This is a genomic window from Ramlibacter sp. (genome assembly GCF_041916345.1).
GTDB lineage: Bacteria > Pseudomonadota > Gammaproteobacteria > Burkholderiales > Burkholderiaceae_C > Ramlibacter.
The window spans coordinates 1-20,120 of record NZ_JAYRZR010000076.1; the positions used below are offsets into that span (position 1 = coordinate 1).

A 20,120-nucleotide genomic window follows, 5' to 3' on the forward strand; every position below is an offset into this window, starting at 1 on the left:
CGCAGCACCACGGCCAGGCTGGCCTGCAGGTCGACCGCGTCGGGTGCGATCGCGATGGCTTCGCGCAGCAGGGGCTCGGCCTGCGCCGGCCGGCCGGCCGCGACGAGTGCGGCCGCGTGGTTGGCAAGCACGCCGGTGTGGCGTGGTGCCAGGGCATGCGCCCGCGTGTACTCGGCCAGCGCTTCGTCGAGGCGGCCCAGGCGATCCAGCAGGCGGGCCAGGTTGTTGCGCACCGACGCGTGATCGGGCCAGGCCAGCGCCGCGCGGCGCAGCAGGGGCAGAGCCTCGTCGAGCCGCTGTGTATCGGCCAGGTGGCTGCCGTAGTTGTAGAGACAGGCGCCGTCGTCCGGATGCGCGGCGAGCGCGTCGCGCCAGCAGGTCTCGGCCTCGGTCGTGCGGCCCTGGGCCGCGATCAGGACGGCGAGGTTGTTCAGGGCGCCGGCATGCCCGGGGTCGCTGGCCAGGGCGCGCCGATAGGCGATCTCGGCGAGCATGGGCTTGCCGCTGGCCGCCAGGGCCAGCGCGCGTGTGACCTCGCGGTCGGCGGCGACGCGTGCCTCGGGCGTGGTCTGCGGGCGCACGGTGGCCAGGAAGCCGGGCAGTGCCTGCGCGATGCGGCCCACCACCTCGGCCCAGTCGTCCACGACGCGCTGCCGAAACAGGCGCATCACGCCGGGGTACCAGGGCGAGTCCTCGCGGTTCATGAGCCAGCGCCAGTCGGTGCCCAGCCGCGGCAGCAGCAGCCACACCGGCTTGCCCAGCGCACCCGCGAGGTGGGCGACGGACGTGTCCACGCAGATGACCAGGTCGAGCTGGCTCACCACCGCGGCGGCATCGGCGAAATCGCTGAAGTGCCGCCCGAGATCGATCACCGGTTGACCCGCGGGGGGCTGGGCCGCCTCGTCTTCGCCGGCGCCCTTCTGCAGGCTGACGAACTGCACGCCGGGCACCTTCCACAGCGGCGCCAGCGTCGCCAGCCCCGGCAGCGACCGATGGGCGTCATTGCGGTGGCCCGGTGAGCCGCGCCACACCAGGCCGACGCGACGGCCAGCCGGCAGGCGCGGCGACCACTGGCCCAGCCGCGCCGGATCGGGGCGCAGGTACGGCAGGTCGGCCGGGATGGTCTCGAGCGACGTGTCGAAGCGCTCGGGCAGGTCCATCAGCAGCACCCAGAAGTCGTGCGGCGGGACGGCCGAGACATTGACCTCCACTGCATCCACGCCTTCGAGCGTGCGCAGCAGCGGCGCGAGCGAGGGCTGGCACACGACGGTGAGCCTGGCCAGGCCGCGCTGCTTGAGCAGCCGGGCATAGCGCAGGAACTGGATCGCGTCACCCAGGCCCTGCTCGGGCCAGATCACCAGCGAGCGGCCCTGCAGCGGCTCGCCGCGCCACTGCGGCCACGGGAAGGTCGGCACGCGCGTGTTCACCTGGCGGCGCTGCGGCTGCAGGCGCGCGCCATGCAAGGGCCAGGCCTCGCGCAGTCGGCCCTGCGCCAGCAGCAGGAAGCACAGGTTCAGCTCGGCCAGCGAGTTGCCGGGCTCGATCTCCAGCGCGCGGCGGTAGGTCGACTCCGCCTCCTGCGGCCGCCCCAGCGCACGCAGCAGGAAAGCCAGGTTGATGAGCGCCTCCGTCATGCGCGGCTGCAACTCGAGTGCGCGGCGGATGTGGCGTTCGGCCTCCTCCAGCCGACCCTGGTGCATGAGCAGGCTGCCCAGGTTGCTGAGGGCGCCCGCGTGATCCGGGTCGAGGGCCAGCGCCCGCTGGTAGAGGGCCTCGGCTTCGTCGCGGCGACCCACGTCGTCCAGCAGGGTGCCCAGGTTGCTGAGCACGTCGACGCTGTCGGGTGCGATGGCCAGGGCCTCGCGCAGCAGCGGTTCGGCCTCATCGGGCCGCCGCTGCATCGCCAGCAGGCTGCCGAGGTTGGTGAGCGCGTGCAGGTGGCGCGGGTCCGCCTGCAGCGCCAGCCGGTACTGGGCCTCCGCCTCGTCCAGGCGGCGCTGCTGCCGCATGAGGTTGGCCAGGTTGTTGTGGGCGCTCGCGTGCGTGGGCTCGCGCGCCAGCGCCGCGCGGTACAGCACCTCGGCCTCGGCCAGCTGCCCCTGCCGCCAGAGCCGCGTGGCGGCGGCGTAGTCGTTGTCCGCGAGCCGGGCCTGTTCGGCCGCCTCCGGCCGGACCACGCGCCCCGACCGCACGGCAAGCTGCAGCGCGATCGGTCGCACGCCGCCCGGTGCCGCGCGCGCGCTGTCCGCGTAGGCCGCCAGGGCCGCGGCCACTTCGTCCACGATGGCCGCCCACGTACCGGGTTCGCGCTGACGGAACAGCCGCACCACGCCGGGATACCAGGGGGAATCGTCGCGGTCGACGAGCCAGCGCCAGTCGGTGCCCCAGGCCGGCAGCAGGATCCAGGCGGGCTTGCCGAGCGCCGCCGCCAGGTGCAGCACCGAGGTGTCGACGCCGATCACGAGATCGAGCGAGTCGATCACGGCGGCCGTGTCCGCGAAGTCGCGCAGCTCGCGCCCGAGCGCGGTGAGCGGCTGGCTCTCGGGCGGGCGGGCGGCCTCGTCCTCGCCGGCGCCCTTCTGCAGGCTGATGAAGGCGACGCCCGGCACGCGCCAGAGGGCCGCCAGAGTGGCCAGGCCCGGCAGCGAACGCTGGGTGTCGTTGGGATTGACCGGTGCTCCCTTCCAGACGAGGCCCACGCGCAGCGTGCCCGGCGGCAGGCGCGGCCGCCACGCGCGCACGCGCGCCGGGTCCGCGCGGAGGTAGGGCACGCGCGCGGGCAGGTTCTCCAGCGTCGTGCCCAGCCGGTCCGGCAGGTCCATCAGGAAGGCCCAGGTGTCGTGCGGCGTCATGGGCTCCGTCGACGGGACGACGGCATCGACCTCCGCCAGCGAGCCCAGCACCGGCACCAGGGCGGCGGGCGCTGCCAGCGTGACACGGGCCGCGCCCAGGCCGTGCAGCAGGCTCGCGTAGCGCGCGAACTGGATCACGTCGCCCAGGCCCTGCTCGGGCCACAGCAGGATGGAGCGGCCCTGCAGCGGCTCCCCGGCCCAGCGGGGGAATGGCAGCTGCGGCACACGGGTGCCGAAGCGGTCGAACACCGGGTCGTGGCGCGCCCGCAGCCAGGGCCAGGCTTCGGCGAGGCGCCCCGTGGCCAGCAGCAGGTGGCCCAGGCCCACCTGCGCGACCGACCGCGAGGGGTCGATGCGCAGCGCCTCGCGCCAGGCCGCCTCGGACTCGTTGAAGCGGCCGCCGAACCGCGCCATGACCGCGAGGTTCATCCAGGCCTCGATGCAGGCGCGGTCGATGGCCACCGCGCGTCGGTAGCAGGCTTCGGCCTCGGCGAAGCGGCCGGTGTTCATGAGCAGCACGCCCAGGTCGCTGTGCAGGCCGGCTTGTCGATCATCGAGCGCCAGGCCGGCGCGGTAGTGCGCCTCCGCCTCCGGGTTGTCACCCCGGCGCGCGGTGATGTGGGCCAGCAGGTGATGGGCGCGGGCACTGGCGCGGCCATCGGCCACGATGCGGTGCAGCAGCGGCTCGGCGTCGTCCAGACGGCCCTCGCGCACCAGGCGATCGGCTTCCGGCACGCCGTCGACGCTCGCGATGGCCGGCGCCGGCGCGAAGGTGGCCAGGGCGCGGGCCACGCGTTGGACCACCTCGTCCCACTCGCCATGGCGCCGCTGCCGGAACAGCCGCATCACGCCGGGATACCAGGGGGAGTCCTCGCGGTCCTGCATCCAGCGCCAGTCGGTGCCCCAGGCCGGCAGCAGCACCCACACCGGCTTGCCCAGCGCGCCGGCCACGTGGGCCACGGCGGTGTCGACGGTGATGACCAGGTCGAGCTGGTCGACGATGGCGGCGAGATCGGCGAAATCCGCCATGCCGGGGCCGAGCGACAGCATCGGCTGCGCCACAGGCGGCGCCAGCGCGTCGGGGTCTTCCTGTCCGGGCAGCTTGCCCTTCTGCAGGCCGACGAAGCGCACCCCGGGCACTGACCAGAGCGGCGCCAGCGTTGACAGGCCAGGCAGCGACCGGTTGGCGTCATTGCGGTGCCCGGCGGAACCGCGCCACGCCAGGCCCACCTTCAGGCGGGCCGGCGGCCCCTCCTGCAGGGGGCCGCGCCAGCGGGCCACGCGGTCGGCCGGCGCGCGGATGTAGGGCAGCCGGGCGGGGATGTCCTCGAGGCCGATGTCCAGGCCCTGGGGCAGGCTCATGACGAACGCCCAGTAGTCATGCGCGGGCACGTCGGCGACGCCTGAGACGACGCGATCCACGCCTTCGACGGTCTGCAGCAGCGCGTGCAGGGGCGGTGTGCACACCAGCGTGATGTGGCTGGCGCCGCGCGCGCGCAAGGCGTCCACGAAGCGCACGAACTGGATGTAGTCGCCGTAGCCCTGTTCCGGCCACACCATGATCGACTTGCCGGCCAGGGGCTCGCCCTGCCAGTGCGGCATGGGCAGATCGGGCCAGTGCGTCTGGGATTTCGCGCGGGCGATGCCGGCGCGCGCGGCGTGCAGCGGCCAGGCTTCGCGCAGGCGGCCTTGGGCCAGCAGGGCGAAGCACAGGTTGATGCGGGCCTCGGCCATCGAAGGATCGAGGGTCAGCGCCTGGCGGAACCAGGCCTCGGCCTCGGCGGGGCGGCCGGCAGCGAAGAAGAGGGCGCCCAGGTTGAGCGGCGCGGCCGGGTTGCGCGGCTCCAGCGTCATCGCGTGGCGGTAGGCGGCCTCGGCGGCCTCGGCCTGGCACAGCGTGGTGAGCGCGGTGCCGAGGTTGTTCCAGGCGTGGAACAGGCCGGGCTCCAGTTGCGTCGCCTCTGCCAGCATCGCCACCGCGTCCTGGGCGGTGGCGCTGTGCTGCCCCAGGATGCAGCCGAGGTTCAGCAGCGCGCGCGCATAGTGTGGGCGGATGCGCAGCGCGTGGCGGAACAGGGCCTCGGCCTCGGACGTGCGGCCCTCGCCCAGCAGGTGGTGACCCAGGTTGTTGCAGGCCTGCGCCGAATGCGGGTCGATGGCCAGCGCACGCCGGAAGGCCGCCTCGGCGTCGGCGGCGCGGCCGGCGGCCTGCAGATGCGCGGCGGCCTTCAGGGCCGCCTGGGCGGCCTCGCGCGCGGGTCGGCGTGGGTCGGCGGGAGGGGGCTGCATCCGGTCCTTGGAGTCCGTGCGGGAGGCTATGCAGGGGCGGCGTTCGAGCCGGCGAGCGCGGGCGGCACGCCACCGTGGCGGCCCGTTCGCGCAGGAACCGGAGGCGCCGTCGGGTTGCTCATGCAGGCACGGCAGCCCGTCAAGCGTTGCGAGTATAAACAGCGGCATGTCTGCCGATGTCCGTAGCGCCCGCGGCGCGCGCCCGCGCCGCTTCGACCTGATTGCCTTCGACTGGGACGGCACCCTGTTCGACTCCACCGCCATCATCGTGCGCTGCATCCAGCGCGCGGTCGCCGACGTGGGCGGCGCCGTGCCCAGCGATGAACAGGCCGCCTACGTGATCGGCCTGGGGCTGATGCAGGCACTGGCCCATGCCGCGCCCGACGTGCCCCCCGAGCGCTATCCCGAGCTCGGTCAGCGCTATCGCCACCACTACCTGGCGCTGCAGGACGACATCAGCCTGTTCCAGGGCGTGCTGCCGCTGCTGGCCGACCTGCGTGCGCGCAACCACTGGCTCGCGGTCGCCACCGGCAAGTCGCGCCGCGGGCTCGACGAGGCCTTGCGCAGCAGCGCCCTGCACGGCGTGTTCGACGGCTCGCGCACGGCGGACGAGACGGCGGGCAAGCCGCATCCGCGCATGCTGCACGAACTGATGCGCGAGTTCGGCGTGGAGCCCGAGCGCACGCTGATGATCGGTGACACCACCCATGACCTGCAGATGGCTGCCAACGCCGGCTGTGCGGCCATCGGCGTGAGCTATGGCGCGCACGAGCCGGAAGCCTTCGACGCCCACGGCCCGCTGCACGTGGCGCATTCGGTGCGCGAGTTGCACGACTGGCTGCTGGTGCACGCATGATGTCAGTGGACGAACAGGCGTTCCCGCTGTGCCGATCGGCCGACCTGCAGGACGGCGGCCTGGCCGTGCCGTTCGACGTGGTCTACGGCGGGCAGACCTGCCGCGCCTTCGCCATCCGGTACCGGGGCCAGGTGCATGCGTGGCTGAACCGGTGCGCCCATGTGGCGATGGAGATGGATTGGCAGCCGAACCGCTTCTTCGACGACACCGGCCGCTGGCTGCTGTGCAGCACCCACGGCGCCGCCTACGAGCCGGACTCCGGTGCCTGCGCGGGCGGGCCCTGCCGCGGCGGGCTGGTGCGCATCGAGCTGTCGGAATCCGACGGCATCGTGCGCTGGCATACTGCCTTCAACGTGAAACCGATCGAGTTCTGACCATGATCCGCGCCCCACGGCCTTCCGTGTCACCCGCCCTCGCGAGGAAGGTGCCATGAACGATCCGCGCCTGTCCGACGCGCCCGACACCACCCCGGCGGAGCCGCCCGCGCCGCCTGCCCGGGCCGCCGCGCCGGAAGCGGGCAATGGCCTGCCGGCCGGCTGGGAGCGTGGCACGCTGGAGAAGCTGCTCTTTGCCACGCTGGAGGAGCAGCGCGCCGCGCGCCGCTGGCGCACCTTCGTGCGGCTGGCCTGGCTGGGCTTCTTCCTGCTGCTGATCTGGCTGCTGGCCTTCCGTGGCGCACCGGCGCCTGACAAGAGCACGGCCCACACGGCGGTGGTGGAGGTCAAGGGCGAGATCGCCGCCGACGCCGAGGCCAACGCCGATTTCATCGTCGCCGCGGCCCGCGCCGCCTTCGAGGACCAGGGCGCGCAGGGGGTGGTGCTGCTGATCAACTCGCCGGGCGGCAGCCCGGTGCAGGCGGGCATCATCAACGACGAACTGCGGCGCCTGAAGGCCCTGCACAAGAAGCCGCTGTACGCGGTGGTGCAGGAGTCGTGCGCGTCCGCCGCGTACTACATCGCGGCCTCGGCCGACAGCATCTACGTCGACAAGGCCAGCATGGTGGGCAGCATCGGCGTGCTGATGGACGGCTTCGGCTTCACCGGCCTGATGGACAAGCTGGGCGTGGAGCGCCGCCTGCTCACGGCGGGCGACAACAAGGGCTTCCTCGACCCGTTCAGCCCGCAGACCGAGCGGCATCGCCAGCATGCACAGGAAATGCTCGACCAGGTGCATCGCCAGTTCATCGACGTGGTGAAGACCGGCCGCGGCAAGCGCCTGAAGGCCGACATGCCCGAGCTGTTCAGCGGCCTGTTCTGGACCGGCCAGCAGGCGGTGGAGATCGGCCTGGCCGACCATCTGGGCAACCTCGACTACGTCGCCCGCGAGGTGATCAAGGCCGAGGAACTGGTGGACTACACGCGCCGCGAGAACGTGGCGGAGCGCCTCGTCAAGCGCTTCGGCGCTGCGATGGGCGAGGGCGCCGTGCGGGCCCTGCGCCAGATCCAGCCGCTGCGCTGAAGGCGGCCAGCCTGCCGCTCAGCGGCCGATGCCGAACACGGCGGGCATGCGCGCATCCACCGGGCTGGCGCGCTGGCGCCACTCGGTGCAGGTGTGGGTGAGGCAGGTGGCCTCCGGCAGAGTGAGGCCGCTGGCCACGGCGATGCGGGTGCCGGGCTGCAGCGTGGCGAGCAGGGCCTGCCACAGGGCGGGGTTGCGGTAGGGCGTCTCGATGAACTGCTGCGTCTGGCCAGTCTTCACGGCCCAGGCCTCCAGTTCGCGCAAGCGCCTGGCGCGTGCGGCGGCGTCTTGCGGCAGGTAGCCGACGAAGGCGAAGTGCTGACCGTTCAGGCCGCTTGCGGCCAGGGCCAGCAGCAGGGCCGCCGGCCCCACCAGCGGCACCACCGTGACCCCCAGCGCATGCGCGGCCCGCACCACCGAGCTGCCGGGGTCGGCCACGGCCGGCATGCCGGCTTCGCTCAGGAGGCCGACGTCATGACCCTGCAGCACGGGCGCCAGCAGGGGCCGGGCATCGAAGCCGCCGGCTTCGTGGTCCCCCTTCTTGTGCACTTCGCGTGGCAGCTCGGTGATCTGCAGGGCCTGCAGCGGTGCGGCCAGGGGGTGCTCGGCATGCACCCGCTTGAGGAAGGCGCGCGCGGAGCGCGCGTTCTCGCAGACCCAGTGCGTGATGCGACTGGCGGCCTGCAGGGTGCCGGCCGGCAGCACCTGCGAAAGGGGGGGCGCGACACCGGTGCCGAAGTCCAGCGGCGTGGGCACCAGCAGCAGCCGGCCGGGTGTCACAGCAGCGAGCACCCGGCCGCTCGCAGCATCCGCGCCGTGCGGATCAGGGGCAGGCCGACCAGCGCGGTGGGGTCGTCGCTGTCGATGGCGTCCAGCAGGGCAATGCCCAGGCCCTCGCTGCGGGCGCTGCCGGCGCAGTCGTAGGGCGTCTCGGCGCGCAGGTAGGCCTCGATCTCGGCTGGCGTCAGCGTGCGGAACCGCACCCGCACCGCCGCCAGGTCCTGCTGCTCGAAGCCGGTGGCGTGGCACACCACCGCCACCGCGGTCTGGAACACGACGGTGCGGCCGCTCATGCGGGTGAGCTGGGCCACGGCGCGCTCATGCGTGCCGGGCTTGCCGAGCGGCTCGCCATCCAGGTCGGCCACCTGGTCCGACCCGATCACCACGGCTTGCGGGTGGCGTTGCGCCACGTCTTGCGCCTTGGCCAGGGCCAGGCGGGTGGCGAGCGCCAAGGGGGTTTCGCCGGGCCGGGGTGTCTCGTCGACCGCGGGGGCGATGGCCTCGAAGGGCAGGCGCAGCCGCTGCAGCAGCTCATGCCGGTAGCGGGAGGTGGAGCCGAGGATGATCGGCCGCGAGTCGCCGGAGGTCTGCATGGGGTGATTCTCTTACACTGCCGCGATGGAAAAGCCGTCCGATCCGCGTCGACTCGACATCCGCCGCCTGGCCGAGCGCGAGGCGGTCATCGGCGGTGAGCTGCCCCTGCAGGATCTGCCCCGACTGCGCGAAGAGGCCCCCACCGCCGAGCCGGCCACGCCCGTTGTCTGGCAGGCGTGGATGGGCCTGGAGGCGCGGGCGGGTGGTGCGGCCCGCCCCACGTTGCGGCTCGAGGCGCGCACGACCTTGCCGCTCACCTGCCAGCGCTGCCTGCAGCCGGTGGCGGTGGCGCTGGCCGTCGACCGGGCGTTCCGATTCGAGGCCGACGAGGCGGCCGCGGCGGCCGAGGACGAGTTCTCGGACGAGGTGGACGTGCTGGTGGAAAGCCGCCGCTTCGACCTGCTGGAACTGCTGGAGGACGAGCTGGTGATGGCCCTGCCGGTCGTGCCCCGGCACGACACCTGCCCGGCGCCGGTGACCCTGTCGAGCGCGGACCCCGGTTTCGAGCAGGCGCTGCGTGAGCGCGAGAACCCCTTTGCCGCGCTCGCGAAGCTCAAGGCGGGTAGCGGCGGCACTGGGCTATAATCTCGGGCTTTGCGACGCGGCCTGGGAAGGCATCGCGAGCAGCACCGATCAACCTGCCGCCGGCATGGCGGCCCACACCGACCGAATCCAGGAGCCCCCAATGGCCGTCCAGCAGAACAAGAAGTCGCCCTCCAAGCGGGGCATGCATCGCTCGCACAACGCGCTGCCCGTGCCGGGCATGGCGGTGGAGCCCACCACGGGTGAGACGCACCTGCGCCACCACATCAGCCCGACCGGCTTCTATCGCGGCCGCAAGGTGATGAAGACCAAGAACGACGCCTGAAGCGCGTCCGCCCACGGAAGGCCCGGCTGCACGCGCTGCAGTTCGGGCCTTTGTGCTGTTGGGCCTGTTCATTTCACGGACCACCTCGTTTTGGCACTACAGTCGCTGCCATGACCACCGTTGCAGTCGATTGCATGGGGGGGGACCATGGCCCGCGGGTCACCCTCGCCGCCTGCCGCCAGTTCCTGCAGGCCCACCCCGATGCCCGCCTGCTGCTGGTCGGCCTTCCCGATGCCCTGAAGGATTTCCAGCATGACCGCGCCGAGGTCGTGCCCGCCTCCGAGGTCGTGGCCATGGACGATGCGGTCGAGGTCGCCCTGCGCCGCAAGAAGGACTCGTCCATGCGCGTGGCCATCCAGCAGGTGAAGGAGGGGCGCGCGCAGGTCGCGGTGTCGGCTGGCAACACGGGCGCCCTGATGGCGCTCGCCCGCTACCTCCTGAAGACGCTCGATGGCATCGACCGCCCGGCGATCGCATCGCCGCTGCCCAATGCCAGGGGGGGTGCCACGACCGTGCTGGATCTCGGCGCCAACGTCGACTGCACCGAGCACCACCTGCTGCAGTTCGCGGTGATGGGTTCCGCCCTGGTGGCTGCGCTGAGCGGCAACAACAGCCCCTCGGTGGGCCTGCTGAACATCGGCGAGGAGATCATCAAGGGCAATGAAGTGATCAAGAAGGCCGGTGAACTGCTGCGATCGGCCGGCAACGCCGGCGATCTCAACTTCCACGGCAATGTCGAGGGCAACGACATCTTCAAGGGGACGACCGACATCGTCGTGTGCGACGGCTTCGTCGGCAACGTCGCCCTGAAGACCAGCGAAGGCCTCGCCTCGATGATCGGCGGCTTCCTGCGGGAAGAGTATTCGCGCAACATCTTCACGAAAATCGCGGCGATCGTCGGTTTTCCTGTTCTATCTGCTTTCAAGCGTCGCGTGGACTACCGGCGCTACAACGGCGCGGCGCTGCTCGGCCTGCGCGGCCTGGTGTTCAAGAGCCACGGCTCGGCGGACGAGCTGGCGTTCGAGCAGGCGTTGAACCGGGCGTATGATGCGGCCCGGAACAATTTGCTCGACCGCGTGCAGGCTCGCATCGCCCACGCCCGGCCGCTGCTCGTCGGCCCCGTGCCGGATGTCCAGCCGCTGGAGGCGGTCGCCTCCTGAAGATGACCAGATACTCCCGCATCACCGGAACCGGCAGCCACCTGCCGCCCCGCCGGGTGACCAATGCGGACCTCACGGCCCAGTTGGCCGCCAGCGGGGTCGAGACATCGGACGAATGGATCGTCGAGCGCACGGGCATCCGTGCCCGGCACTTCGTCGACCCGGGCATGTTTGCCAGCGACCTCGGCGCCGCCGCCGCCCACCACGCCCTGGAGGCCGCCGGCCGCCAGCCGCAGGACATCGACCTGATCATCGTCGCCACGTCCACGCCGGACATGGTGTTCCCCTCCACCGCATGCATCCTGCAGAACAAGCTGGGCATCGCGGGCTGCCCCGCCTTCGACGTGCAGGCGGTGTGCAGCGGCTTCGTCTATGCCCTGACGGTGGCCGATTCGATGATCCGCACCGGCGCGGCCACCCGTGCCCTGGTGATCGGCGCCGAGATCTTCTCGCGCCTGCTCGATTTCAAGGACCGCACCACCTGCGTGCTGTTCGGTGACGGCGCCGGCGCCGTGGTGCTGGAGGCCTCCGACGAGCCTGGCATCCTGGCGACGGACCTGCACGCGGACGGCCGCCATGTCGGCATCCTGTGCGTGCCGGGCCATGTCTCCGGCGGCGCCGCGATGGGCGACCCTTTGCTCAAGATGGACGGCCAGGCCGTGTTCAAGCTGGCCGTGGGCGTGCTGGAAGAGGCCGCGCGGGCCGCGCTCGCCAAGGCCGGCCGCACCGAAGCCGACATCGACTGGCTGATTCCGCACCAGGCCAACATCCGCATCATGCAGGGCACCGCGAAGCGCCTGAAGCTGCCGCTGGACAAGGTGGTGGTCACGGTGGACCAGCATGGCAACACCTCGGCGGCCTCCATCCCGCTGGCGCTGGACAGCGCGGTGCGGTCGGGCCGGGTGCGCAAGGGTGACACGCTCATGCTCGAGGGCGTGGGTGGCGGCTTCACCTGGGGCGCGGTGCTGCTCGACCTGTGACGGCGCGTGCCGGACTGCGGCACGCCGGCCTTCGAATCCTGTCTCTTCATCGATCCGCCAGGGGCTCTTGATCATGAAACCGTTCGCATGTGTCTTTCCGGGCCAGGGCTCGCAGTCCGTGGGCATGCTCGATGCGTGGGGCGACCACCCTGCGGTGGTGGCGACGATCCGCGAGGCTTCCGACGCGCTCGGCGAGGATGTCGGCCGCCTGATCCGCGAAGGCCCGAAGGAGGCCCTGGCGCTGACGACGAACACCCAGCCGGTGATGCTGGTGGCTGGCGTGGCCGCCTACCGGGCGTGGGTGGCCGAAGGCGGCGCGACGCCTGCCGTGATGGCTGGCCATTCGCTGGGCGAGTACGCGGCGCTGGTCGCCGCCGGCTCGATCACGCTGGCCGATGCCGCGCCGCTGGTGCGCTTCCGTGCGCAGGCCATGCAGGAGGCGGTGCCGGTCGGTGCCGGCGCCATGGCCGCGATCCTCGGCCTGGAGGCGGATCAGGTGGTGGCCGGCTGCGCCGAGGCCCAGCGCCAGGCGGGCCCCGAGGCCGGCGTGGTGGAGGCCGTGAACTTCAATGACCCGGCGCAGACCGTGATCGCCGGCAGCAAGGCGGCGGTCGACAAGGCCTGCGAAGTGCTCAAGGCCATGGGCGCCAAGCGCGCGCTGCCGCTGCCGGTGTCGGCCCCGTTCCATTCGAGCCTGATGCGCCCGGCCGCCGAGCGCCTGAAGGAGAGACTGGCCGCGACGCCGCTTCAGGCGCCCGCGATCCCGGTCGTGAACAACATCGACGTCCGGGCCGAAAGCGAGCCCGACGCCATCCGCGACGCGCTGTACCGGCAGGCCTTCGGCCCTGTGCGCTGGGTCGAGTGCGTGCGCGCCATCCAGTCGCGCGGCGCCGCTGTCCTGCTGGAATGCGGGCCCGGCAAGGTGCTGGCCGGCCTGAGCCGGCGCATCGACCCGGCCCTCACGGGCGCGGGCGTGTTCGATCCGGCGACGCTCGCGGAAGCCCGCGCCCTGCTGGCGTGAGCGACCGGCAGCCAGGCACGGACATCCCCATGCAAGCCGTCCAACGGAGACTCGCGTCATGACGCAGCAGATCGACATACGAGGCCAGGTGGCGCTCGTCACCGGGGCCACGCGCGGCATCGGCGCGGCCATCGCACTCGAACTGGCCCGGCTGGGCCTGCGGGTCGTGGGCACCGCCACCACCGACGACGGCGCGGCCCGCATCGGCACCGCGCTGGCAGCGTTCCCGGGCTGCCGCGGCGTCCGCCTCGACGTGAACGACGCCGCGGCGGCCGAGGCGCTGGTCGACGGCCTGGTGAAGGAGCTGGGCGGCCTGCAGGTGCTGGTGAACAACGCCGGCATCACCCGTGACACGCTGGCCATGCGCATGAAGGACGACGACTGGGACGCGGTGCTCGACACCAACCTAAAGGCCGTCTTCCGCATGAGCCGGGCGGTGATGCGCACGATGATGAAGCAGCGCTATGGCCGCATCGTCAGCATCACCAGCGTGGTCGGCGCCTCGGGCAACCCGGGCCAGGCCAACTACGCCGCCGCCAAGGCGGGCGTGGCGGGCATGACGCGAGCCCTGGCGCGCGAGCTGGGCAGCCGCGGCATCACCGTGAACTGCGTGGCGCCCGGCTTCATCGAGACCGACATGACGGCGGCCTTGCCGGAGGCGCAGCAGAAGGCGCTGCTCGAGCAGATTCCGCTGGGGCACCTGGGCAAGCCGGCGGACATCGCGCATGCCGTCGCCTGGCTGGCATCGCCGCAGGCGGGCTACGTGACGGGCCAGGAAATCCATGTCAACGGCGGCATGTTCATGGCCTGAGAGGCCCCGGAACCCCCCCGCCAGCCGGACCATCCGCCCGGTCTAAAATCGCGGATTCAATCACAACCCTCTGAGGGAACCATGAGCGATATCGAAGCACGTGTCAAGAAAATCATCGCCGAGCAACTCGGCGTGGAGGAGTCCCAGGTCACGAACGAGAAGGCTTTCGTGGCGGACCTCGGCGCGGACTCGCTGGACACGGTCGAGCTGGTGATGGCCCTGGAGGACGAGTTCGGCATCGAGATTCCCGACGAGGACGCCGAGAAGATCACCACGGTCCAGAACGCCATCGACTACGCGCTGGCGCACCAGAAGGCCTGATCGCCCATGTCGCGCCGGCGCGTCGTCGTGACGGGCCTCGGCTGCGTGAGCCCCGTGGGCAACACGGTCGAGCAGTCCTGGGCCAATCTCCTTGCCGGGCAATCCGGTATTGATCTCGTCACGTCGTTCGACGCGGCCAACTTCGCCTGTCGCTTCGCAGGCGAGGTGAAGGGCTTCCAGGTCGGCGACTACATCCCCGAGAAGGAAGCGCGTCACATGGACCGCTTCATCCACCTGGGGCTGGCGGCGGCCTGCCAGGCGGTGGCAGATGCCGGCCTGCCCACCGGCGAGGCCCTGGGCGAGCCGCAGGCCGAGCGCATCGGCGTGAACATCGGCTCCGGCATCGGCGGCCTGCCGATGATCGAGGAAACCCACAGCGAGCTGGTCAACCGCGGCCCGCGCCGCGTGTCGCCGTTCTTCGTGCCGGCGTCGATCATCAACATGATCTCCGGCCACGTCTCCATCAAGTACGGCTTCAAGGGCCCCAACCTCGCGGTGGTCACGGCCTGCACCACCGGCCTGCATGCGATCGGCCTGGCGGCGCGACTGATCGAGTCGGATGACGCCGACGTCATGATCGCCGGCGGCGCCGAATCCTGCGTGTCGCCCCTGGGCATCGGCGGCTTCGCGGCCGCGCGCGCGCTGTCCACCCGCAACGACGACCCCAAGACCGCTTCCCGCCCCTGGGACAAGGACCGCGATGGCTTCGTGCTGGGCGAGGGCGGCGGCGTGATGGTGCTGGAGGAGTACGAGCACGCGAAGCGTCGCGGCGCGAAGATCTACGCCGAACTGGCGGGCTTCGGCATGAGCGGCGACGCGTTCCACATGACGGCGCCGAACGTCGACGGCCCGCGCCGCTCGATGCAGGCCGCGCTGCGCAACGCGGGCGTGAACGCCGACCAGGTGGACTACCTCAACGCCCATGGCACGTCGACGCCGCTGGGCGACATCAACGAGACGAACGCCATCAAGCTCACCCTGGGCGATCACGCCCGGCGGGTCGTCGTGAACTCCACCAAGTCCATGACCGGCCACCTGCTGGGCGGTGCCGGCGGCATCGAGTCGGTGTTCACCGTGCTGGCGGTGCACCACCAGAAGAGCCCGCCCACCATCAACATCTTCAACCAGGATCCCGAGTGCGACCTGGACTACTGCGCCAACACGGCGCGGGACATGAAGATCGAGGTGGCGCTGAAGAACAACTTCGGCTTCGGCGGCACCAACGGCACGCTGGTGTTCCGGCGCGCCTGACCGCGCAGGCGCGGCCGTCGCGGTCGCGCACCCGCCATGCATGCAGCACCCCCCGCGCGCTTCCCGGCCGCCGGCGGCCGGCGCGCGGCGGCGCTGCTGGGCATCGTCTGGCTGCTCGGCGGTGCGGCCACGGCGGCATGGACCGCCGCCACGCCCGATGGCCCCCGGCTGGTCCTGGCCTGGCTCACCTGGCTGGTCGCCGGCTGGCTGGCCTGGCGAGGCTGGCTGGCCTTGCCTCGTGGCGAACTCGCCTGGGACGGCGGCGCGTGGCGATGGAACACCGAGACGGTGGCCGCGATGACCGCGCCGACGGTCGTTCTCGACTTCCAGGCCAGCCTGCTGCTGCACTGGGCGGACGCGCCGGCCGGCCTGCGCTGGCTCTGGCTGGAGCGAGCCGATGCGCCGGGCGAGTGGGCCGGCCTGCGGCGTGCGGTATATTCGCCGCCGAGGTTCTCGGGGCCGGACGGGACAGCGCCTCCCGCGGCCGGACCATGACCAAGACGCCAGACGCCGCGCCCCCGCCATCCCCCGCCGACACCGACCTGATGCTCATCGAGCGCACGGTCGCTGGCGACCAGCGTGCCTACGGCCTGCTGGTGATGAAGTACCAGCGCCGCATCGAGCGCCTGATCGGCCGCATGGTGCGCGACGTCGACCTGGTCGAGGACATCGCCCAGGAGACCTTCCTGCGCGCCTACCGGGCGCTGCCGCAGTTCCGCGGCGAGGCGCAGTTCTACACCTGGCTCTACCGGATCGCCGTGAACACGGCCAAGAAGGCCCTGGTGGACCTGCGCCGCGACCCCATCGTGTCCGAGAGCGCCCTGAAGGCCAATGACGACGAGGAAGAAACTTCCAGCGTCGGGAACGAACTAACCAGCGCCGAGACCCCGGAAACGGTGCTGGCCGCCAAGGAAATCGCCGCCACCGTCAACGCGGCGATGGAAGCCCTGCCCGAGGAACTGCGCCAGGCCGTGACCCTGCGCGAGATCGAGGGCCTGAGCTACGAGGAGATCGCGGCGGTGATGAACTGCCCGATCGGAACGGTGCGCTCCCGGATCTTCCGGGCGCGCGAGGCCATTTCGGCGAAGGTGAAGCCCCTGCTGGAGAACCAGTCGGGCAAGCGCTGGTGACGCGGCGAGGAAGAAGGACATGGAACACAGGCACGACCCGGAACTGATCTCGGCGCTCACCGATGGCGAACTCCACGGCGAGTCGCTAGACGTCGCCGTGCGCATCGCCTCGGAAGAACCGGCGGGCCGCCAGGCCTGGTGTTCCTACCATCTCATCGGCGAGGTCATCCGCTCCGGCGCGGCGCCGTCGATGGATGCCTCGCCCGAGGCCTTCCTGGCGCGACTGCAGCAGCGGCTCGACCAGGAGCCGCTGCCCGTGCGTCCCGCCGCGGTCGAGCCGGCGGTGGTTGCCCACCCCGGGGCGGCCGCCGCGAACGACGGCTGGTGGCGGCTGATCGCTGGCGTGGCCTCGGTGGCCGCGCTGGGCGCGGTGGCCTGGAACTTCTGGTCGGCGCAGCCTGCCGCGACGCCGCAACTGGCGGCTGCGCCGGTCGCGCCGGCCCCGGTCGTGGTGCAGGCCGATCCGCGTGCCCAGGCGGCCATGATCCGCGACCCCCGACTCGACCAGCTGCTGGCCGCGCATCGCCAGCTCGGCGGCGCCGGCGCCCTGCAGACGTCGTCGGGCTTCCTGCGCAACGCCACGTACGAAGGGCCCGCGCGATAGTGACGATGTTGCTGCAAGCCATTCGGCCGCGCGCCCCGGCGGCCGCCCTGCGAGGCGCCTGCGCCGCGCTGTGGGCGGCGGCTGCCATGGGCACGGCGTTCGCGCAGGCCGTGATGGGCCCGTCGCGCGCACCCGAGCCCTCGAAGCCGGCGGAGGCCCGCTTCGGCCCGGAGTCACCCCGGCCGGAGCGAAGCATCAACGAGTGGCTGCTGCGCATGCACGAGGCATCGCGCCAGAACAACTACATCGGCACCTTCGTCGTGTCGTCGAACGCCGGCGCCATGTCGAGCGCCCGCATCTGGCACGCCTGCGACGGCCAGCAGCAGATCGACCGGGTCGACCTGCTCACCGGCCAGCCGCGCACCGTGTTCCGGCGCAACGACGAGGTGCTCACCTTCATTCCCGAGGGCCGCGTGGTCCGGTCCGAACGGCGCGAGGTGCTCGGCCTGTTCCCGGACCTCGCCAGGCCGAATGCCTCGGCGATCGCGGACTTCTACGGCGCGCGGCAGGTCGGCAGCGAGCGTGCGGCCGGCTTCGACGCCGACGTCGTCCAGATCCAGCCGCGCGACGCCCTGCGCTTCGGCTACCGGATCTGGTCCGAGAAGAAGTCGGGCCTGGTCATGAAGGTGCAGACGCTCGACGGCGAGGGCAACGTGCTGGAGCAGTCGGCCTTCTCCGAACTGCAGATCGGCGCCCCCGTGCGCATGGAGAAGCTGGCCCGCATGATGGCCGTGCCCGAGGGCTGGCGGCTGGAAAAGCCGGAGGCGGTGAAGACCACCGCCGCCGCCGAGGGCTGGGCCCTGCGTGCCCAGGTGCCCGGCTTCACCCAGGTGAGCTGCTACAAGCGCCCGGCCGAGGGCGTGCTGCAGTGGGTCTTCACCGATGGCCTGGCGTCCGTCTCGCTGTTCATCGAGGCCTACGACCGTCAGCGCCATGCCCAGGAAGGCGTGTTCGCCGCCGGCGCCACGCACACGCTGACGCGGCGCCTGCAGGACTGGTGGCTCACCGCCGTGGGCGAGGTGCCCGCCCAGACCCTGCGCGCGTTCGCCCAGCATCTTGAGCGGCGGCGCTGAGCCCCCATCTGCGCGCGGACCGCGCCGCGGCGGGCGGCTGAACCAATTGGCCCGCCGGCATTCTCATACTGCGTCGAATGTCCTTCACAGGAGTAGTCCCCATGTTTCGCCTTGACTGGAAGAGTTGGCGCGCCCGCGGCGTGATCGCCGTGCTGGCGCTGGCGGGTGCCGCCGCGCTCGTGCCCCACGGGCCGGCAACCGCCCAATCCGCGCCGCAGCCGCGCTCGCTGCCGGACTTCACCGAGCTGGTGGAGCAGGTGGGCCCCGCGGTCGTGAACATCCGCACCCTGGAGCGCGTTCGCAGCGGCGGCTCGGCGCAGGGCGGGCAGATGGACGAGGAGATGCAGGAATTCTTCCGCCGCTTCTTCGGCGTGCCCATGCCCAACATCCCGCGCCAGCAGCGGCCCGGCCCGCGCGGCGAGGAGGAAGTGCCGCGTGGCGTGGGCTCCGGCTTCATCCTGTCGCAGGACGGCTACGTCATGACCAATGCGCATGTCGTCGACGGTGCCGACGAGGTGCTGGTCACCCTGACCGACAAGCGCGAATTCAAGGCGCGCATCGTCGGCACCGACCGTCGCACCGACGTGGCGCTGGTGAAGATCGAGGCCACCGGCCTGCCGGTCGTGCGCACCGGCGACGTGAGCCGGCTCAAGGTGGGCGAGTGGGTGATGGCGATCGGCTCGCCGTTCGGCCTGGACAACACGGTGACGGCTGGCATCGTGAGTGCCAAGCAGCGCGAGACCGGCGACTACCTGCCCTTCATCCAGACTGACGTGGCCATCAACCCGGGCAACTCGGGCGGCCCGCTGATCAACATGCGCGGCGAGGTGGTCGGCATCAACAGCCAGATCTACTCGCGCTCGGGTGGCTTCATGGGCATCTCCTTCGCCATCCCCATCGACGAGGCTACGCGCGTGGCCGACCAGTTGCGTACCAGCGGCCGCGTCACCCGCGGGCGCATCGGGGTGCAGATCGGCCAGGTGACCAAGGACGTGGCCGAGTCCATCGGTCTCGGCAAGGCCCAAGGCGCGTTCGTGAGCGGCGTCGAGGCCGGCTCGCCGGCCGACAAGGCGGGCGTGGAGGCCGGTGACATCATCACCCGCTTCAACGGCCAGGCGATCGAGCGCCCGACCGACCTGCAGCGGCAGGTGGGCAACACCAAGCCCGGCAGCAAGGTGAACCTCACCGTGTACCGCCGTGGGGGTTCGCGCGAACTGGCGGTGACCGTGGCGGAGATCGAGCCCGAGAAGGCGCCCACGCGCCGTACCGGTGGCGCCGAGGAGAAGCCCAAGGCCTCGCCGGCGGCGCAGTCGCTCGGCCTGGGCGTGAGCGAGCTGAGCGACGCGCAGAAGAAGGAGCTGAAGGTGCGCGGCGGCGTGCGGGTGGAGTCCGCCGTCGAGGCGGCTCAGCGTGCCGGCATTCGCGAGGGTGACGTGATCGTCGCCATCGGCAACGCCGAAGTCGCGAGTGTGAAGGAGTTCGAGGCGGCCGTCGCCAAGCTGGATCGCACGAAGCCGGTGCCCGTGCTGTTGCGCCGTGGCGAACTGGCGACCTACCTGCTGATCCGCCCGGCTCGCTGACGCGCACGACCGATCCCGGTGAAGGCCCCAGCCCTGGAACGGGTTTGGGGCCTTCGCGCAAGGGGATGGTCAAAAAAAGACAGCCCGGCAAAAAAAACGCCGGGTCATCCGCCGATCCATCATGTGTGCATGCACTTACATCACCGACTGCGTAACAACGGATTTGGATAGAATCGCCCCACTGGGGTCGGGATTCGACGCATATCGGCGCCCCCGGCCTTCACGATGCGGGATGAAAAGTGCGGGGTTCCGGCAGATCCACAGATCGCCCACAACTTGTCCCCGCGAATCGCGCTCCGTTTTGTGGAAAAGCTGTTGATAGTTTGTCAGTTGCAGGTCTGCAACGGGTCGTTCCAGGCCTTGCCCCGTCTGTACGCCCCGGGCTTTTTGCCTACAATGAAGCTCCAACTATCGCAGTTGCCATAGATTGTTGGTTTAGGGCGCGTCACCTTGAGGGCGCGCCCTTTTTTCTTTGTGCGCGCCAGTTGAATC

Annotated in this window: 19 protein-coding genes; 16 read left to right on the top strand and 3 right to left on the bottom strand. The window is 71.4% G+C overall.

Annotation, left to right across the window (positions count from 1 at the left end; translation table 11 throughout):
- Positions 1–5,141, bottom strand: a 5,141-nt coding sequence (locus tag ACE3T5_RS16650; protein ID WP_374669209.1) for a tetratricopeptide repeat protein, incomplete at its 3' end; no start/stop codon positions are given.
- Positions 5,142–5,307: 166 nt separating this feature from the next.
- Between ACE3T5_RS16650 and ACE3T5_RS16655 the strand changes: the two genes are divergently transcribed.
- The 3 genes from ACE3T5_RS16655 to ACE3T5_RS16665 are packed head-to-tail and all read left to right on the top strand — an operon-like array spanning position 5,308 to position 7,455.
- On the top strand, positions 5,308–5,997 hold the full coding sequence (locus ACE3T5_RS16655) for an HAD family hydrolase (protein ID WP_374669210.1): 690 nt from the start codon (positions 5,308–5,310) through the stop codon (positions 5,995–5,997).
- Positions 5,994–6,371 (top strand): Rieske (2Fe-2S) protein, encoded by a 378-nt coding sequence (locus tag ACE3T5_RS16660; RefSeq protein WP_374669211.1) that lies wholly within the window; start codon positions 5,994–5,996, stop codon positions 6,369–6,371. The genes ACE3T5_RS16655 and ACE3T5_RS16660 overlap by 4 nt, the downstream gene beginning before the upstream one ends.
- A gap of 55 nt (positions 6,372–6,426) precedes the next feature.
- Positions 6,427–7,455, top strand: coding sequence for a S49 family peptidase (locus ACE3T5_RS16665; protein ID WP_374669212.1), 1,029 nt, complete (start codon positions 6,427–6,429; stop codon positions 7,453–7,455).
- 18 nt (positions 7,456–7,473) lie between these two features.
- Here ACE3T5_RS16665 and ACE3T5_RS16670 read toward each other — a convergent pair whose 3' ends face one another.
- Positions 7,474–8,247, bottom strand: coding sequence for an SAM-dependent methyltransferase (locus ACE3T5_RS16670; RefSeq protein ID WP_374669213.1), 774 nt, complete (start codon positions 8,245–8,247; stop codon positions 7,474–7,476).
- Positions 8,232–8,828: a Maf family nucleotide pyrophosphatase gene (locus tag ACE3T5_RS16675; RefSeq protein WP_374669214.1), complete on the bottom strand. Its 597-nt coding sequence runs from the start codon at positions 8,826–8,828 to the stop codon at positions 8,232–8,234. Before ACE3T5_RS16675 ends, ACE3T5_RS16670 begins: the two co-directional genes overlap by 16 nt.
- Before the next feature lie 25 nt (positions 8,829–8,853).
- Between ACE3T5_RS16675 and ACE3T5_RS16680 the strand changes: the two genes are divergently transcribed.
- The 13 genes from ACE3T5_RS16680 (at position 8,854) to ACE3T5_RS16740 (ending at position 19,628) form a co-directional block, all read left to right on the top strand.
- Positions 8,854–9,414 carry a DUF177 domain-containing protein gene (locus ACE3T5_RS16680; RefSeq protein WP_374669215.1) on the top strand — a complete coding sequence of 187 codons (561 nt, stop codon included), beginning with the start codon at positions 8,854–8,856 and terminating at the stop codon, positions 9,412–9,414.
- 100 nt (positions 9,415–9,514) lie between these two features.
- Entirely contained in the window at positions 9,515–9,697 is a 183-nt protein-coding gene (rpmF, locus tag ACE3T5_RS16685; RefSeq protein WP_374669216.1) for a 50S ribosomal protein L32, read from the top strand.
- 110 nt (positions 9,698–9,807) lie between these two features.
- Positions 9,808–10,857, top strand: a complete 1,050-nt coding sequence (gene plsX, locus ACE3T5_RS16690) for a phosphate acyltransferase PlsX (RefSeq protein WP_374669217.1) — start codon at positions 9,808–9,810, stop codon at positions 10,855–10,857.
- 2 nt (positions 10,858–10,859) lie between these two features.
- Positions 10,860–11,837, top strand: a complete 978-nt coding sequence (locus tag ACE3T5_RS16695; RefSeq protein ID WP_374669218.1) for a beta-ketoacyl-ACP synthase III — start codon at positions 10,860–10,862, stop codon at positions 11,835–11,837.
- A 73-nt stretch (positions 11,838–11,910) separates the two neighbouring features.
- On the top strand, positions 11,911–12,858 hold the full coding sequence (fabD, locus tag ACE3T5_RS16700) for an ACP S-malonyltransferase (protein WP_374669219.1): 948 nt from the start codon (positions 11,911–11,913) through the stop codon (positions 12,856–12,858).
- Between the two features lie 58 nt (positions 12,859–12,916).
- Entirely contained in the window at positions 12,917–13,669 is a 753-nt protein-coding gene (fabG, locus tag ACE3T5_RS16705) for a 3-oxoacyl-ACP reductase FabG (protein ID WP_374669220.1), read from the top strand.
- 81 nt (positions 13,670–13,750) lie between these two features.
- Positions 13,751–13,990, top strand: coding sequence for an acyl carrier protein (gene acpP, locus ACE3T5_RS16710; protein ID WP_200789322.1), 240 nt, complete (start codon positions 13,751–13,753; stop codon positions 13,988–13,990).
- A 6-nt stretch (positions 13,991–13,996) separates the two neighbouring features.
- Positions 13,997–15,241, top strand: a complete 1,245-nt coding sequence (gene fabF, locus ACE3T5_RS16715) for a beta-ketoacyl-ACP synthase II (RefSeq protein ID WP_374669221.1) — start codon at positions 13,997–13,999, stop codon at positions 15,239–15,241.
- Positions 15,242–15,277: 36 nt separating this feature from the next.
- Complete coding sequence (locus ACE3T5_RS16720; RefSeq protein WP_374669222.1) at positions 15,278–15,736, top strand: hypothetical protein; 459 nt, start codon at positions 15,278–15,280, stop codon at positions 15,734–15,736.
- Positions 15,733–16,371 carry an RNA polymerase sigma factor RpoE gene (gene rpoE / locus ACE3T5_RS16725; protein ID WP_374669223.1) on the top strand — a complete coding sequence of 213 codons (639 nt, stop codon included), beginning with the start codon at positions 15,733–15,735 and terminating at the stop codon, positions 16,369–16,371. The genes ACE3T5_RS16720 and rpoE overlap by 4 nt, the downstream gene beginning before the upstream one ends.
- Before the next feature lie 19 nt (positions 16,372–16,390).
- Positions 16,391–16,975, top strand: coding sequence for a sigma-E factor negative regulatory protein (locus ACE3T5_RS16730; protein ID WP_374669224.1), 585 nt, complete (start codon positions 16,391–16,393; stop codon positions 16,973–16,975).
- Positions 16,976–16,980: 5 nt separating this feature from the next.
- Positions 16,981–18,048, top strand: a complete 1,068-nt coding sequence (locus tag ACE3T5_RS16735) for a MucB/RseB C-terminal domain-containing protein (protein WP_374669225.1) — start codon at positions 16,981–16,983, stop codon at positions 18,046–18,048.
- Positions 18,049–18,149: 101 nt separating this feature from the next.
- Positions 18,150–19,628, top strand: coding sequence for a DegQ family serine endoprotease (locus tag ACE3T5_RS16740; RefSeq protein ID WP_374669226.1), 1,479 nt, complete (start codon positions 18,150–18,152; stop codon positions 19,626–19,628).
- The last annotated feature ends 492 nt before the right edge of the window (positions 19,629–20,120 follow it).

Coding starts and splice junctions, on each gene's coding strand:
- ACE3T5_RS16655 (WP_374669210.1), top strand. CDS start 5,308: ATGTCTGCCGATGTCCGTAGCGCCCGCGGCGCGCGCCCGCGCCGCTTC.
- ACE3T5_RS16660 (WP_374669211.1), top strand. CDS start 5,994: ATGATGTCAGTGGACGAACAGGCGTTCCCGCTGTGCCGATCGGCCGAC.
- ACE3T5_RS16665 (WP_374669212.1), top strand. CDS start 6,427: ATGAACGATCCGCGCCTGTCCGACGCGCCCGACACCACCCCGGCGGAG.
- ACE3T5_RS16675 (WP_374669214.1), bottom strand. CDS start 8,828: ATGCAGACCTCCGGCGACTCGCGGCCGATCATCCTCGGCTCCACCTCC.
- ACE3T5_RS16680 (WP_374669215.1), top strand. CDS start 8,854: ATGGAAAAGCCGTCCGATCCGCGTCGACTCGACATCCGCCGCCTGGCC.
- rpmF (WP_374669216.1), top strand. CDS start 9,515: ATGGCCGTCCAGCAGAACAAGAAGTCGCCCTCCAAGCGGGGCATGCAT.
- plsX (WP_374669217.1), top strand. CDS start 9,808: ATGACCACCGTTGCAGTCGATTGCATGGGGGGGGACCATGGCCCGCGG.
- ACE3T5_RS16695 (WP_374669218.1), top strand. CDS start 10,860: ATGACCAGATACTCCCGCATCACCGGAACCGGCAGCCACCTGCCGCCC.
- fabD (WP_374669219.1), top strand. CDS start 11,911: ATGAAACCGTTCGCATGTGTCTTTCCGGGCCAGGGCTCGCAGTCCGTG.
- fabG (WP_374669220.1), top strand. CDS start 12,917: ATGACGCAGCAGATCGACATACGAGGCCAGGTGGCGCTCGTCACCGGG.
- acpP (WP_200789322.1), top strand. CDS start 13,751: ATGAGCGATATCGAAGCACGTGTCAAGAAAATCATCGCCGAGCAACTC.
- fabF (WP_374669221.1), top strand. CDS start 13,997: ATGTCGCGCCGGCGCGTCGTCGTGACGGGCCTCGGCTGCGTGAGCCCC.
- ACE3T5_RS16720 (WP_374669222.1), top strand. CDS start 15,278: ATGCATGCAGCACCCCCCGCGCGCTTCCCGGCCGCCGGCGGCCGGCGC.
- rpoE (WP_374669223.1), top strand. CDS start 15,733: ATGACCAAGACGCCAGACGCCGCGCCCCCGCCATCCCCCGCCGACACC.
- ACE3T5_RS16730 (WP_374669224.1), top strand. CDS start 16,391: ATGGAACACAGGCACGACCCGGAACTGATCTCGGCGCTCACCGATGGC.
- ACE3T5_RS16735 (WP_374669225.1), top strand. CDS start 16,981: ATGTTGCTGCAAGCCATTCGGCCGCGCGCCCCGGCGGCCGCCCTGCGA.
- ACE3T5_RS16740 (WP_374669226.1), top strand. CDS start 18,150: ATGTTTCGCCTTGACTGGAAGAGTTGGCGCGCCCGCGGCGTGATCGCC.